This is a genomic window from Ruegeria sp. B11, assembly GCF_056539785.1.
Genome location: NZ_JBQFVO010000010.1, coordinates 25,945 through 40,787, shown reverse-complemented (window position 1 = coordinate 40,787; position 14,843 = coordinate 25,945). Strand labels below are relative to the sequence as shown.

Here is a 14,843-nt window from a genome sequence, read left to right as displayed (position 1 = left end):
CCAATGACAGCGACGCGGATGGCGATGCGTTCAGCCTGACGGGTGTGACGCAGCCCGCCAATGGCGCGCTTGTTGACAATGGCGACGGCACATACACCTATACACCCAATGCCGGGTTCAGCGGGACCGACAGCTTCATTTACACCGTCTCAGATGGAACAGACACCGATACAGCAACGGTGAACATATTTGTATCGGATGGATCTTTGCCGTCGCCGATATTGGTAGCAGGGCCCCACATATTCAACGACGATATCAGCGACGCAGTGATTATCCCCCATGACAACGCTTATGAACTTGCAAGTGGCGCGTTAGTCCTGACCTTTTCAACCGACAGTGTGGCAGGCATTAATTACTTATTTTCAAAAGACTCTGGGGGGTTTGATACCGGAGGGCATATCGGCATATTCGTCGAGGATGGCGCGCTGAAGCTTCGGATTCAGGACACATCAAGCACCTATCAAACTGCCACATCAAATCTCATCATACCGGGGCAGACCCACCAGGTCGTTGTCAATTTCGGCACACCCGGTGGACTGCAGATTTTCGTCGATGGGGTTGAGCAAACATCCATTGCCTATACCGGCGGGCTGTTCGGCAATCAGGAACCGATTGTGATAGGTGCAAACCAGTGGAAAAGCGCCAATTTTGTTGCAAACAATCTGGAGCACCCTTTTGACGGCCAAATTCAGAATGCACATGTCTTTTCAGCCCCTCTGGATCTGGCGGCGGTTACTCAGCTTTACGAACAGGTTATCCCGATTGGTTCACCCGCAGATGCACCTGTACCTCAGGGTGATTTGCTAGCCACCTCGCCAAACGAAGCGCTTTTGATCACCATATCTGATGATCTTCTGACAAACGACAGCGATCCGAATGGAGACAGTCTGACATTCTCGGGAACCGGTACTCCGACGCACGGAACACTGGTTGACAACGGTAATGGGACGCTGACTTACACACCCGACCTCGATTATGAAGGCAACGACGGCTTTGAATACACGGTGTCCGATGGCAACAGCACCCGAACCGCCAACGTGATCATCGCAGTAGCCACCGCCCCTGAAGAGCCTGATTTGGGCGGATCTTCTCCGGACTGGCAGTACATCAGCACGACAACCGGCCAGATTCCATTGCCGGGAACCCCTGAATTGACCGCTGCACAGGTTATGGATGTGGATCAGGACGGCCTTATGGATTTTGTGATTGCAGGCCGTAAAGGCGACCCCGCAATCACCTGGTATCGACAGGCCCCAGACGGCACCTGGGAATCTATCGTAATCGAATCCGAAGCCCTGCGCATTGAGGCAGGTGGAACGGTTTACGACGTTGATGGGGACGGCGATCTTGACATCCTCATGGGTGGAGATTCTCAAAGCAACGAAGTCTGGTGGTGGGAAAACCCCTACCCCGAGTTCGACTTCAACGTCGACTGGACCCGCCACGTGATCAAATCCAGCGGCGGGAATCAGCATCACGACATGATTTTCGGTGATTTCGACAACGACGGTCAGGATGAGTTCGTGTTCTGGAACCAACGCGGCACGCCCCGGGGCCTTTACATTGCGGAAATTCCAACCGACCCTAAAACATCCGAACCATGGAATGCTGTCCAGATCACCGAAACAAAACGCGAAGGCCTTGCCAAAGGCGATATTGACGGCGATGGGGGGCTTGACATAGTGACCGGGGGCCATTGGTACAAATGGAATGGCGGCACAAGTTTCACTGAGCATTTGATTGATGCAGACTTCCCCGAAGGCCAAGTTGCCCTTGGCGACTTTGACGAAGACGGCACTCTAGATGTCATTCTGAGTAGCGGCGACCAGAATGGGCCATTGCTGATGTACCAACAGGCCGGAGACCCGACGGTGACTTCAAACTGGGTTGCAACGAATCTGCTGGGGCTCATCACGGACGAAGTTCATAGTCTTGAGGTGGCCGACATTGATCAAGATGGCCATCTGGATATTTTTGCCGCCGAAATGAACCTGCGTGGCGAAAACCTCGACGCAAAGACATGGGTTCTGTTTGGAGATGGTACCGGAAGCTTTAGGACAACCGTTGTTGCCACCGGGATTGGCAGTCACGAATCCACTCTTGGTGATCTGGACGGGGATGGCGATTTGGACATCCTTGGCAAGGGCTTTGAAGAAGCAGATCTGCACATCTGGTACAACACGCTGAATGAAATCACCCTCGGCGGGTGGGAGCGTAATGTGATCGAAAACGACCGACCTTGGCGGGCAATATTCGAAGAACACGGCGATATCGACGGAGATGGCCTGCTGGACATTATCACCGGCGCCTGGTGGTACAAAAACCCCGGCAGCATTGATGGGGAATGGGTGCGTAACCCGATCGGCGGAACACTCAACAACATGGCGGCAGTCTATGATTTTGATGGGGATGGTGATCTGGACATCCTTGGAACCGAAGGCGTCGGCAGCACCGCTAACAGCGATTTTGTATGGGCACAAAATGATGGTAGCGGCAACTTTATCATCTACGACAATATCGAATCCGCAAACGGAACATTCCTTCAGGGCGTGACAGTCGCCGAGTTGGAACCGGGCAGCCCGACAACGGTCGTGCTGTCATGGCAAAACGGAACCGGAGGCACTCAGGCCTTGACCCTGCCGGACGATCCGACCATCAGCACTTGGTCATGGTCGCAGCTGACCCCTGTTTCTCTGGGCGAAGGTCTGGACAATGGCGATATCGACGCGGATGGCGATATTGACCTACTGCTCGGCTTCAAATGGTTGCGCAACGATGGTGGAATCTGGACCGAGTTTGATGTGCATGTTCCGACGGGGGCTGCGGAACCGGATCGTGTCCATCTGGTTGATATGGATTCCGACGGCGATCTGGATGCTGTCGTCGGATTCGGCCACGAGACGAGCATCACGACGCTGGCCTGGTACGAGCAGACCGACGATGAGACAGCCTCTTGGATAGAGCACATTATCTCGAACAGTCTGGTGGGCAATCCGCAAAGCGTTGATGTTGCTGACCTTGATGCAGACGGTGATCTGGATGTTGTCGCAGGTGAGCACTTGCCCAGCGATCCAGACACACTGGCACTGTATGTCTTTGAAAATGTAGACGGAGTTGGAGGTGACTGGTTTCAGTACGAGGTCTTCACAGGCGACGAGCATCACGACGGGGCCCAACTGGCCGATTTTGACAACGATGGCGATTTGGATATCTATTCCATCGGCTGGACCCATGGGCGCGTCTCAATCTACGAAAACCTAACCAACGGGTTCGATTACATTCTGGTGTAAACTCTTTGGCGGGCGTATAGGTTAATCTGGCGCATGGATCATACAGTGGTATGGCGCTCCGGGCGGCAGGCCATAGCATGTAACCGGAGTAAGAATCTGGTGCGATATAGGGCGTAATCGTACATTTCGCGTCACTTAACATTCAGACAGCATGCCGCGAACTCGCACAGAGAACAGTCTACCTGGCGAACGCATGAATTGTCGTTTCCGATCTTCCAAGAAGCAACACATGTTTTTCTAAACAACGGCGATACTCGAGAGCTTTTTGCCACCCTTGAAGAAGGGGACCGCCTAAACAACGTCGTATACCCACAGGAATGGCAGCTGTGCGGGTTGATTGTCTAAATTACCCAAAGACGGGTTGGACCATAACCGTTGGTGGATGGCTTACGATTCCGCTGGCCGCCATGCGCCTATCGCTGCATCGCTCACTCACACGGGCGCAGAAGTATTATGGTGATGAGTAGATAACGAGGGCATCTCACTGTCAAAGTCAACTGAGAAACGTTGTTTCTCTTGCCTCTTCAAACACGCCCTTGGTGATAGGGCAGGATAAGGTGTTTGTGTTACAAATTACTGTTTGTCAATTGGTCCGCGTGGGCAAGACTGCCTAAACAAGAATTTTTGCTCAAAAGCGCAGTCATGTGTCACCGGCCATCACATATTATGAAAACTCTCACTTGGTTTGATCCCGAAGTGTTCCTGATCGCGGGATCAAACAGGCATTTGTGAGGCATTGTGAAGCTGTCAGAAAAGTTTTGACAGAACAGCTAGCAGTTAGCCCCTGCCCGCTTGCGTACCCAACCCAGAAACGCGGCATCCGGCTTCCGCAACCGTGGCGTGCCTGACCGGACCCAGACCCCGCGCCATTCCGCTTCCAGCCCGTAGACATCAACACCGGGCATGAGACGGCGCGCCTCTTTCAGGGTTTCCGCATCCAGTACCGGCGGAGGCATGTCCGGCTCAATCAGCGCTGCACGGGGAGTAAACCGGATCAGATCCCCCGGATTCTCGCGCATTTCGTAATCGGGCAAGTGGTCCGCCTCGATCATATCGCGGAGCATCTTGCGGAAAACACGCCGCGGCGACGCGCTGCCTGACTTCTTCAAAAGCGTGTCCACCGAAACCGTCCAACCAGGCTGACGCCCGCAATGTTTGCGCGCCAACTCGTAAATCCTCCGTTCCAGAGGTTTACGCAGACGAAAGTAATCACGCGACAGCGTAAGCACGGATTTCGACAACACCGCCCGATATAGCCAGTCGGACAGGGTCACCGCCACACTGACCATCCGGCCTCCGCGGGTTTTGCGCACAATCTCCCAGCTTTCGATCAAACCAAAACCCGTGGTGGTTTCTTCTTCTCCTGTGACGATGTTGGTGGTGATGCGAGTGCCTGCCAACCGTTCGAAAGCCTCGCGCAGCCGCCGGTAGGCATCACCGCTGGTCTCACGGTTGGTTGCCACCAGCAAATCATGCGCCTTCAGTTGCAACGTTCGGCTGACCGTACGTCCGGCATTGATCGCCGCCATAAGCTGACTGATGCAGAAAATCAGGATGTCTTTGTCATGAATCGTCGCCAGCCCTTTGACCGACGGCGTCACCGTGATTTGCACACCGTTGTGCTGGTATTCTAGAATGCGGCGATCCGGACGGGTCGCCAGCGAGAACAGCGGGTGCTCCATACTGGCGAGATCATCCTTGGGAATCACATCAAAAACATCGCAGACGAAGAAATCGCCCTGCTGTCTGCGGTCTGGAAGAAGACCCCCGACCGTATCTGTAACTGCCCTGCCCATGGCCCTCTTTCCTGCAGCTCTCTTTCGGAGCCTTCCTGTCAAACCGCCATCCGACTCGTTTTTTCGTGGTTTTAGTGACACCTATCGTAGAGTTATCCACAAACCTGCACAACGGGGGTTCAGAGTCACCAGATCGGGGGATCAGAGTCATTATATCGGGGTTTCAGAGTCAGTGTGTGAGGAAAAATATGAGTTAATTATCTGTTATAAAACAATAATTTTGGGAACAAGAGAGCCTATAACGATAAATAACACAAAAATAACTTAAAAAGAAAATCCACAACATCCTAAGATGCGTTATATTCGCACCATTATCCCCTTATTTTGCTTAGAAAAATCAGCGCTGTGCGCATTTCGCTTTCATGTGTCATGTTTTTGCGTATCATAGGAAAAAGGCAGTACATCAGGCGGCAATCATCATGGCTAAGGACGGAACCCCCCTTCCCCCCTATTTCAATATTGATCCAGATTCCGCACTTGCAGATTTGGACTTACCCACAGGCTCAGACGATTTTGAAGCCATTGCTCAAGCTTGCGCCCAAGGTCGAGCCGATCTTGCCAGTCGGGGTTTGAGCGATGAGGGACATAAGTCTTTACGCCTGTTTTCCACCTGGGAAATCACCCGCTATTTGATCCCTGTTGCTCAAGCGCATTTTCGCCGCGTTCTAAAACAAAACCCTGACCTGCCTCAGGGACGATCCGAGACCGAAGGTGGTGCCAAGTGGTTCAGTCTGGAGGAAGTGTTGTGCCTGCGTGCCTTCTTCGGTGCGCAGGGCTCGAAGTCAAAGAATTATCTGCCTTATCGACCAAAGAAACAGCCTGCTAAATTGGTTGCGGTGGCCAACTTCAAAGGTGGCGTAGGTAAGACATCCACTGCAGCGCATCTGGCAATGTCCGCCGCGCTTGATGGGTATAAAGTACTTGTCGTCGATCTCGACAGTCAGGGCTCAATGACTTCGATCTTCAGTGGTCATGTCGAAGATGAATGGCAAACAGCCTTTCCCTTGCTGGCCCGTCACTACGGTGAATATCTGCGTATAGAAAACCAACGGCGCTTGGATCGTGGAGACCCACCGCAGCCGCTCGACGACACATTGAGTGCAGCTTTGGAAATGACCGCGGAAGATGTCATTCAAAAAACACACTGGCCTAATATCGATCTGATCGGAGCACAACTGAATCTGTACTGGGCCGAGTTCCAAATCCCGGTCTGGCGCATGCAGGCGAGAGGGTGGAAGCTTTGGGACGCATTAAGCGACCGGTTAACAGCTGATAGTGTGCTGGAGAACTATGATCTTGTTTTCATAGATACCCCCCCTGCCCTGGGCTATCTGACTATAAACGGTCTGTCGGCAGCCGATATTCTGTTGGTGCCGCTTGGGGCCTCCTTCCTGGAGTTTGATTCTACAGGGCGGTTCTTCAATATGTTACATTCGACATTTGCCAGCATAGAAGATGGTGAGAATGTTGCAGCCCGAGCCTTGGGACGACCTGAAATGGCATTCGAATGGGATGCTGTCCGCGCGGTCATCACCCGATATGACGGAGCCCAGCAAGGGGAGCTTTCGGCTCTAATGCAGGCCTATCTGGGCAAAACGCTTTCTCCGCACCGACAGGATTTCACCGCTTTGATCGGACAAGCTGGCGAACAGGTAAGCGGAATTTATGAAGCTGACTACCGTGATTTTAACCGTGAAACCTATGCGCGCGGCCGCGAAACATTCGACGCGACTTATGCTGCATTCAAGCGACTGTTGATCGGTGTATGGCGCCGGGATGAACTGGTTGCGCAACAAGCGGCAGAATAACGATCCCGGGACAAAACACTATAGGGCATGTGAGGAGAAGCAGAGATGGCAAAACGCAAGCGATTGACCCCGGCCCAACCGAGCTATCTGAGCGCGGTGCCCGAGGTGAAATCTGCACCATTAGGGACCAATGCGGCACCTATCGCACAAGTCGCGGGAGAAGCGTCAACCGTAGCCGCGCTTGAAGAAGTTACCCAGGTCTTGCAAAGCGCTCGAAAGGAAGGGCGCATGATTGAGATATTGCCTTTGGAGGCTATAGATGAGCGTCATCTGGTGCGTGACCGCCTGGAGCAAAACGAAGAAGAAATGGCTTCGTTGCTGGACAGCCTGCGTGCCAGAGGGCAGCAAATGCCCATTGAGGTTGTCGCTCTACCGAATGCGGAAGGGGCTCTTACCCATGGATTGATTTCAGGCTGGCGGCGCCTGACAGCGCTGCGCAGGCTGTACCGAGAAACCTCTGATCGGAGGTTCGCAAGCGTGAAGGCCATTGTGATTACCCCGAACAGCGCCCAGGATGCATACGTGGCAATGGTTGAAGAAAACGAAATCCGTGTGAACCTGAGCCATTATGAGCGTGCGCGCATCGCCGTAAAAGCAATGAATGAGGGCGTGTACCCGACCCAGAAAGCCGCGCTGCAGGGATTGTTCGGTAATGCAACCCGCTCAAAACGATCCAAGATCGGCACCTTCATTGTTTTGGTTGAAACCTTTGATGCTGAGCTGAACTTTCCCTCAGCCATCAGTGAGAAACTCGGCTTATCATTAGTGCGGCATATGAACCTAGATCCGAGTTTTGGCGACGCACTCAAAGCGAAACTACAGAACAACCCTCGGAGCAATGCTGAGGCTGAAGTGCAAATTCTGTCATCTGCGCTGTCTGAATGGGGGATGCCCCGGTCATCGCCCCGATCCCGGATATGTCAACCAGAGCCAGGTGCAGCATCGCAAGAACGGGTTATAACCCACGTTACAGAGGGTATTGAAATGCGTTTTGTCCCGGCGGTGGACCGCATCGAGTTGGTTGGCGCGGGGGTCTCGGAACAGCTTGCCCTAGCGTTGCAGGAATGGCTGAAGGCCGACTGAAATTTCAGGATGTTTCGCACGCGAAACGTTGAGTAACCTCATCTGACTGGTCCAATTTGATTGTTAGTGCATCGTCGGTCTGTAATCCATCGGGACGACGGTTTCAGGTGCTGGCGGGCGATAGCCCAGTGCACTGTGGGGCCGCTGTGTGTTGTGGTGTTTCCTCCATTGTTTAATCAGAATTTGAGCTTCGCGTAGGCTGTAGAAGACTTCACCGTTGAGTAGCTCATCCCTGAGCCGGCCGTTGAAGCTTTCACAGTATCCGTTCTCTGACGGGCTCCCAGTTTCAATGTGAGCCGTCTGGGCGCCGACGGCGGTAATCCAGTCTCGGACGGCTTGGGCGATAAATTCTGACTCATTGTCTGAACGTATGAAGCGGGGCGTACCCCGCAGTATGAACAGATCCGTCAGGGCATCGATCACATCGACCGAGTTCAGCTTGCGCTTCACTCTAATCGCCAGGCACTCCCGGCTGTGCTCATCAAGGATGTTCAGCGTCCGAAAAGCTTTGCCGTCATCGGTTCGACAATGAACGAAGTCATAGCTCCATACATGATTGCGATACTCCGGCCTCAGCCGAACACACGAGCCATCGTTCAGCCAGAGCCGTCCTTTCTTCGGTTGTTTCACTGGTACTTTCAGCCCCTCTCGCCGCCAAAGCCATTCAATCCGCCCGTCGCTCACCGACCATCCAGCCTCTCTAAGCCGCTCGTTCTCTTTCTGAAGCCGCTTCAGTTCTTTCAACTGATCTACACCCATTCCGCCGTACTTCTTGCGCCACCGGGAATAGGTTTGTTCAATAACGTCGATCTGCCTGATCGCATCGAGACGGGACATCCCTTGCCCCATCAGAACTTCAATCTGCCGTAACTTAGAGACAATCTCTTCGGGCTTCGGTCTCTTGTTTGCCATTTGTGGTCCTCCGTTTCCTAAACATAACGGTGGACCAGTTCAGTTGGGGAGGCTCGGTATGGACTAGCGAAACTTGGGTGTTACGCGTCGCAGAAAAAGGGATAAGAAATGGCTATGCGACTTATTGTTTTCTAGATCGCAAGAGTATGACTTGCCATCTTGCGCTGTTTGCTGAAACCGGGCAAGGTTTTGCTGTGTTTGACTGAACTATAGGAAATTGGTCGAAAGTGCTGCCAGTTGGAAAAGCCTTTGTGATCGGATAGCAGAGTCACTTCGGATAGAAGTAAGGTAGATTATATTTTAGCGAATTGCAGGTTTGGTGTAGTTTAATAAGTGGTTGGTTTAGAAACGGTTAGTATGACAGCCCTAAAAAATCAAAAAATAATGGCAATAGCGTCTGGTGGCGGACATTGGATTCAGATGATGCGCCTGAAGCCAGCCTTGCAAGATCTTGATGTGTTTTACGTCAGCCTCGATCCAACATCTGCTGTGGATGTTCCAGAGGCGCGCTACTACTGTATTCGAGACGCTTCCAGAAAGAACATGCTGGCTTTCTTTGTTGTAGCCTTTCAACTTTTGGCGATTCTCATAAGAGAGCGCCCTAAGGTCGTGATTACAACTGGATCGGCCCCGGCGCTGGTTGCTCTTATTCTGGCCAAGTACACACTGCGGGCTCGCACAATTTGGATTGATTCAATTGCCAATGTCGAAAGGCTTTCGACATCCGGATCTAAGGCCGGGAAGGTGGCTGATGCCTGGTTGACGCAATGGCCGGAGCTGCAAGGTCGTGGCAACCAAGGACCGCACTACTGGGGGAGTGTGCTGTGATCTTTGTAACCACGGGTTCGATGTTCCCCTTTGACCGGCTGATTCGGGTGATGGATGACTGGGCTGCCAACGCCGGTCGCAGCGATATTCTGGCTCAAATAGGAGGCGGAACGTATCTGCCACGGCAGATGGAATATACCCGCAGCTTGTCTAAAAAGGAATTTGGAGAGGCGATGGCTAAAGCCGATCTGATTGTGGCTCATGCCGGTATGGGAACGGTTATAACAGCGGGTCGTTTGGGGCGACCGCTTGTGATTATGCCCCGCATCCAAAAGTGGGGTGAGCATACGACCGATCACCAAATTGCTACAGCCAACTGGCTGCGCGACAAACCCGGCATCTTTGTGGCCGATACAGATTCCGATCTACCGGGAGCAATTTCAAAGGCGTTTCACGAAAAAGGTGAAGTAGCATGTCTGCCGCCTTTTGCTCCTGTCGAATTTACCGATCGGGTCCGGAACGCGATACTAGAATTCTTGAAATAGGCAACTGAGACAATTGAAAAATATGATTAGATTAGGTCTTGTTGGGCTTGGAAAGATGGGAATATCTCATCTCTCAATAGCCAATGCCAACCCCCGGACAGACGTGGTTGTCTGCGATACTTCTGCATTCCTGTTGGATGGAATTAAACGTTATACAGACTGCCCGGTTTATAAAGATTATGATGAAATGCTTGAGCAGGCGGCAGTCGATGCAGTGATAATAGCCACGCCGTCGCGCTTGCATGCCCCGATGGTGCGCAAGGCGCTGGATCGCAATATTCACGTCTTTTGCGAAAAGCCCTTCTGTCTTGACTGGAAGGTTTCAGAAGAACTAGCCGCACTCGCCGCGGCGCGGAATCTGGTTTCTCAAGTAGGGTATCACAATCGCTATGTGGGCGCTTTTCAGGAGATGAAGCGAATTGTCGATTCAGGGGCACTTGGGGGCATCACTCATGTTCTGGCTGAAGCTTACGGGCCGGTGATTTTGCGCCCAAAAGGCAAAACTTGGAGAACCGACCGCCAGGAAGGCGGAGGATGCCTGTACGATTACGCAGCGCATCCCATAAATTTGCTAAACTGGTTCTTTGGTGAACCATCTGGTGTCGCTGGTACCATTCTCAATCCTATTTTCTCAACCGATACGGATGACGAAGTGTATTCGACCCTGATGTGGGGCAATGGTCTTTCGGCCCATGTTTCTGTTAACTGGTCGGACGAAAGTTATCGCAAGATGTCGACGAAAATCACCATAAACGGTACCAATGGCCGCCTTTATTCAGACCGGCAAGAATGTCAGCTTTATCTCCGAAACGCATCAGATAGCTTGCCTACATATACATCAGGCTGGAACGTCCGCTATACAACCGAGCTAACGCAAGAGGTTAGTTTCTATTTGCGCGGAGAAGAGTATTCGGCCCAGATCGAAGACTTCGTGAACGCGATACTGGATGGTACTGACAAGACAGCCAACGATTTTTCTTCGGCCGCCAAAACCGACAAAACAATTGCGATGATGTTGGCGGATCGGGAAACTGCTCCCACACGATCCCCTGGGGCACCGATAGCCGCAAGTAGACGTTCGTGGTTCCGGCGATAATAATCGGAAAGAGATTTATGACACTCGACAAGCTAATTTTTGGCGACAATCAATTCTTTGGCATCAATCATATGTCCGAAGAGAAGGCCCGGGCACAGGCTATTAGCTTTCAGGATACGTCTAAAATCATAGATGTACTGGATGCCGCATTAGACGAGGGCGTACGTAGCTTTATGTGTACAACGCATGACCGGATATCAGAAGTGTGCGATCATATGCGCGTCAATCCGGGACGCTACAAGGATTTCCAGTTCTACCCGTGTATGCCGTATGCTCATAAATACGCCAACGCGGTTACCGAGCTTGGAATGCTGGGGGCAGCTTTGCATTTCATGCCGGATGACGGCTTGCTGAAATCTGCAATAAGGGGCGCCAAATCTTTGGCGTCTAAGGATATTGAAGGTATCACAAAAATTCTGATTGATGTAGAAATGAAAATGTTCAAGGGGCTGAAAACCCCAGTCATCTTCTTGCAGAACGTAATCGTAGATTTGCTTTTGGGTATGGGGATGAAAGATGTATTTCGCATTTTTCATGACCATATCTGCGAGAAATACGATGCCGAGCCGGGGTTTATCACAATGAATATGCCGCAGCTGTATCAAGCTCTGACAGAGGTTGGGATCAAAAACCCGATTATATGTTCGAATATCAACAAGATAGGATTTCGAACTTGCGGGGGATTGGATGCCTATGTGCAAACCTTGAGAGAAGGTCAGTTGCGAGGAATCGCTATGTCTGTTTTCGCATCAGGTGCAATTCCTCCGAGGGAAGCAATTGAGTGGCTTTCTACAGTGCCAAATTTGGAATCGATCGTTTTTGGGGCCTCGAGCCGTCAAAATATCGCAGCTACCAATACTCTGGTAAATGAATATTTTGGTGCCCGATAATCGCTGAAGCTCAGCTTTGTCCTTTTGTCGCGGTGGCGGTAATTGGCGAGGCCGCGTGTTGTTTTTCTAGCCTGCGCCCATAATTGATGAGCGGTCCTTCGAAATATCGAAATGATAACAGGGCTTGAACATGTGTAAACAGCAATGAAGCTAGGACCAGTGCCCAAAATGGGGGCAGGGCGCCGGGTAGCGTTCTCTCCCACACCAAAGCCAGAAAATGAATGTTGAACACGTGAAACAGATATGTGAAGTAAGAATAAAATCCTATTGAGGCCAGCCAGGGAAGCGGCCAAAAGCACCAGTTCTTCATCCAAGCTTCAATAACGACGATAAAAAAGCACGTCCCAAGAGCAATATTTGTAAACAGCAGTGGGTTTTTGAAGGCCGGAACCATCAGGTTCAGCGGCAGCGTTACGGCCATGATGGTCAGAATGCACAAGGCGATTTTATTAGGGGATTTCTTGAGCGAAAAGTAGGCAACCAGCCCACCAATAGCAATCGAATCCAGCCGGGCAGGTGGGAAGGTATCGAATCCTTTTACAATCGGGTTTGCCAGATCAATTCGTAAAGCGGTTGACAGAATGCAGATACCCAACAAGATCAACGGCATGTGTTTTCGGCTAATCCAAGCCGCGATACCAAAGAGAATATACGCGAATTCCTCGACCGAAAGAGACCATGTGATTGTGTATGGAACGGCTGATATATCATAGAAAAAGATGAACCAGCCAGTCAGGAAAAGATATGGAATCCAGATGTGTTCTAAAGGGTCCGGGCTGCCCAGTATTAAACCGGACACCAGAAATGTCGTGACTCCTACAAGATACAAGGGAAGAATTCGAAAAATCCGGCGCTGGAAAAAGATCCGGACACTGCCCTTTCCGGATTGTTTGATCAGGTAACTGGTTATCAGATACCCGCTGAGGGGGAAGAACACATCAACGCCGAGTTTTCCATAAACACGCATGAACTGCCCGAACGCGCCCAGTTCGGCAGGGTTATAGAGTTTCGCAACGTGGAAAATAAGGACAGCCAGTATAGCAAGGCCCCTGATGCAGTCCAACAGAATGGATCTGTGACTCCGAAGGGCCGTAACGGTGTTGCCGTGTCGCGAGGTACTGCGATTGTGAGACTGTCCGGTCATATTAAGCGTCTTATGTCCTGTCCGTAAATTTGTGTGGCGAATCCGCGGGGAACCGGGTGTATTTGATACCTGAAGTTCGAGTAGTTGCAGGAATTGTGACTCCAGACGATTCTGATACACTTGCGCCCATCATCCATATGCCGGAACCGACCACGAAAAGGACAATCGAATAAATTTCGGCCCAGATAGCCACAGTTGATAATACCAGAATAAGGCTGATCATCGTGAATACCCAACCCAGCCGCAACTGCACCAGAATCGGATCTTGTGAAAAGTCCCGGCGGCCAATGCTGATCATAGATGATAGAAAGGCGGCTGCGAAAAAAATGAATGTGGGGACGCCGAAGGTGATGGCAAGCAAAAGCCAGAAATTGTCAATACTACCCGACAACCAGGTCGGCAACGGCCATCGGTGGTAGCCTACGCCGAATGTGGGTGTCCGGTGAATCTGCTGCACCCCATACTCGAATAGGATTTTCCGGGCATAGGCCGTCATCGGGTTGAACGACATTTTTTCTACGATTGCATATAGGGCGAACCGGTTCGAAGCGAGTTCGGCAATTGTATAGAAAATTACGAAGAGCCACCCCAAAAGCCGCCACTGGATGCCGGTCCATTTAAGAGCCCAACCCCATCCGATAAGTGCGAACTGGGCCAAAAGTGCTAGAACCGGGCCACTGGATACAGAAAAGATGCAGCACACTGCGATTATACCAGAAATGATATATCGTCGGGTATTGCTCCAAATACCTTTCATGCCGACAAAGGCGAGGGAAAAGACCAAGGAGCAAAAAACGCCATAGTGAATGGGGTGTGAAAAAACCCATTGGGTTCGCCACAATCCAAGCCGTTTCTGATGCTGGACGTCGTCGTGCGAAAGCACTCCGGGCAACATATCCAACCAGCGAGGAATGGTTGTCCGGCTGGTCCAGGATTCATAAATTGCGAATGGGAAGCTGATGGCGACCACAAGCGCCAGAAAACGGATAAACCCGACAAAGTCCGACTTCGTTCGTATAGCTGCCCGCGCCGTCAAATATCCCCCCAGCAGGATCAATGAATTTGAGCCCATATACTCGACCGCTACGCGGGGCGAATGATTGATGAACATAGCCAGAGCCATCCATGCCAAATACGCAAATATCAGAAGGTCAGGTATTAAGATCTTCCCGTAACGCCCGCTCAAAAACCTGATACCCAGATATGGAACTGTGACCAGAAAGAGTATTTTTGAGGGGGTCAGGACCAGCGGCCCAAGCGACAGAAAAACCGGTGTCAGCAAAGTTAGCAATGTGATTTTGGCAAGCAACGGCAATTGAGAACGGGCATCCACTTGGTTTTGGGTAGAACAGCTCTCAAGTCGTCCGAAAGCTGAGCCCGTGGCAAGAGATGGTCTTTCAGGTCTCATTATTTTCAAGCCTTTGTTTGTCCGCCCTGTAAACTGATGGCCCAGAACAGCGCCTCCAGCTGCGGGCGCTGAAGAGGCTCGGCTATGTGATAGCGCCGTTTGG

At 51.6% G+C, this 14,843-nt stretch carries 11 protein-coding genes; 7 read left to right on the top strand and 4 right to left on the bottom strand.

Annotation, left to right across the window (positions count from 1 at the left end):
- The coding region (locus ACR0I1_RS20265; RefSeq protein ID WP_480707709.1) for an FG-GAP-like repeat-containing protein at positions 1-3,290 on the top strand (3,290 nt) is incomplete at its 5' end.
- Positions 3,291-4,060: 770 nt separating this feature from the next.
- On the opposite strand, the gene ACR0I1_RS20260 is transcribed toward ACR0I1_RS20265, so the two are convergent.
- Positions 4,061-5,086: a replication initiator protein A gene (locus tag ACR0I1_RS20260; RefSeq protein WP_480707707.1), complete on the bottom strand. Its 1,026-nt coding sequence runs from the start codon at positions 5,084-5,086 to the stop codon at positions 4,061-4,063.
- A gap of 419 nt (positions 5,087-5,505) precedes the next feature.
- On the opposite strand from ACR0I1_RS20260, the gene ACR0I1_RS20255 reads away from it, so the two are divergent.
- A complete protein-coding gene (locus ACR0I1_RS20255) occupies positions 5,506-6,894 on the top strand; it encodes an AAA family ATPase (RefSeq protein ID WP_480707705.1) in 1,389 nt (462 codons plus the stop codon).
- A 228-nt stretch (positions 6,895-7,122) separates the two neighbouring features.
- Positions 7,123-7,977 (top strand): ParB N-terminal domain-containing protein, encoded by an 855-nt coding sequence (locus ACR0I1_RS20250; RefSeq protein WP_480707703.1) that lies wholly within the window; start codon positions 7,123-7,125, stop codon positions 7,975-7,977.
- A 63-nt stretch (positions 7,978-8,040) separates the two neighbouring features.
- Here ACR0I1_RS20250 and ACR0I1_RS20245 read toward each other — a convergent pair whose 3' ends face one another.
- Positions 8,041-8,889, bottom strand: a complete 849-nt coding sequence (locus ACR0I1_RS20245; RefSeq protein WP_480707701.1) for an IS3 family transposase — start codon at positions 8,887-8,889, stop codon at positions 8,041-8,043.
- A 357-nt stretch (positions 8,890-9,246) separates the two neighbouring features.
- Here ACR0I1_RS20245 and ACR0I1_RS20240 point away from each other — a divergent pair, with 357 nt between their 5' ends.
- Genes ACR0I1_RS20240 through ACR0I1_RS20225 form a run of 4 tightly spaced genes read left to right on the top strand, consistent with a single transcriptional unit; the run spans position 9,247 to position 12,188 of the window.
- Positions 9,247-9,717, top strand: a complete 471-nt coding sequence (locus ACR0I1_RS20240; RefSeq protein WP_480707699.1) for a UDP-N-acetylglucosamine--LPS N-acetylglucosamine transferase — start codon at positions 9,247-9,249, stop codon at positions 9,715-9,717.
- Positions 9,714-10,202 carry a glycosyltransferase gene (locus ACR0I1_RS20235; RefSeq protein WP_480707697.1) on the top strand — a complete coding sequence of 163 codons (489 nt, stop codon included), beginning with the start codon at positions 9,714-9,716 and terminating at the stop codon, positions 10,200-10,202. Before ACR0I1_RS20240 ends, ACR0I1_RS20235 begins: the two co-directional genes overlap by 4 nt.
- Positions 10,203-10,224: 22 nt before the next feature.
- Positions 10,225-11,298 (top strand): Gfo/Idh/MocA family protein, encoded by a 1,074-nt coding sequence (locus ACR0I1_RS20230; RefSeq protein WP_480707712.1) that lies wholly within the window; start codon positions 10,225-10,227, stop codon positions 11,296-11,298.
- Between the two features lie 17 nt (positions 11,299-11,315).
- Positions 11,316-12,188 carry a hypothetical protein gene (locus ACR0I1_RS20225; protein ID WP_480707695.1) on the top strand — a complete coding sequence of 291 codons (873 nt, stop codon included), beginning with the start codon at positions 11,316-11,318 and terminating at the stop codon, positions 12,186-12,188.
- A 10-nt stretch (positions 12,189-12,198) separates the two neighbouring features.
- Here the strand turns inward: ACR0I1_RS20225 and ACR0I1_RS20220 are convergent, their stop codons facing one another.
- Positions 12,199-13,332, bottom strand: coding sequence for an acyltransferase family protein (locus ACR0I1_RS20220; protein ID WP_480707693.1), 1,134 nt, complete (start codon positions 13,330-13,332; stop codon positions 12,199-12,201).
- A gap of 10 nt (positions 13,333-13,342) precedes the next feature.
- Positions 13,343-14,665 carry an O-antigen ligase family protein gene (locus ACR0I1_RS20215; RefSeq protein ID WP_480707691.1) on the bottom strand — a complete coding sequence of 441 codons (1,323 nt, stop codon included), beginning with the start codon at positions 14,663-14,665 and terminating at the stop codon, positions 13,343-13,345.
- Between the last annotated feature and the right edge of the window lie 178 nt (positions 14,666-14,843).

What these genes read in the sequence shown, in the direction of transcription:
- ACR0I1_RS20250 (WP_480707703.1), top strand. Translation starts at nt 7,123, where the DNA reads ATGATTGAGATATTGCCTTTGGAGGCTATAGATGAGCGTCATCTGGTG.
- ACR0I1_RS20260 (WP_480707707.1), bottom strand. Translation starts at nt 5,086, where the DNA reads ATGGGCAGGGCAGTTACAGATACGGTCGGGGGTCTTCTTCCAGACCGC.
- ACR0I1_RS20240 (WP_480707699.1), top strand. Translation starts at nt 9,247, where the DNA reads ATGACAGCCCTAAAAAATCAAAAAATAATGGCAATAGCGTCTGGTGGC.
- ACR0I1_RS20245 (WP_480707701.1), bottom strand. Translation starts at nt 8,889, where the DNA reads ATGGCAAACAAGAGACCGAAGCCCGAAGAGATTGTCTCTAAGTTACGG.
- ACR0I1_RS20225 (WP_480707695.1), top strand. Translation starts at nt 11,316, where the DNA reads ATGACACTCGACAAGCTAATTTTTGGCGACAATCAATTCTTTGGCATC.
- ACR0I1_RS20230 (WP_480707712.1), top strand. Translation starts at nt 10,225, where the DNA reads ATGATTAGATTAGGTCTTGTTGGGCTTGGAAAGATGGGAATATCTCAT.
- ACR0I1_RS20220 (WP_480707693.1), bottom strand. Translation starts at nt 13,332, where the DNA reads ATGACCGGACAGTCTCACAATCGCAGTACCTCGCGACACGGCAACACC.
- ACR0I1_RS20255 (WP_480707705.1), top strand. Translation starts at nt 5,506, where the DNA reads ATGGCTAAGGACGGAACCCCCCTTCCCCCCTATTTCAATATTGATCCA.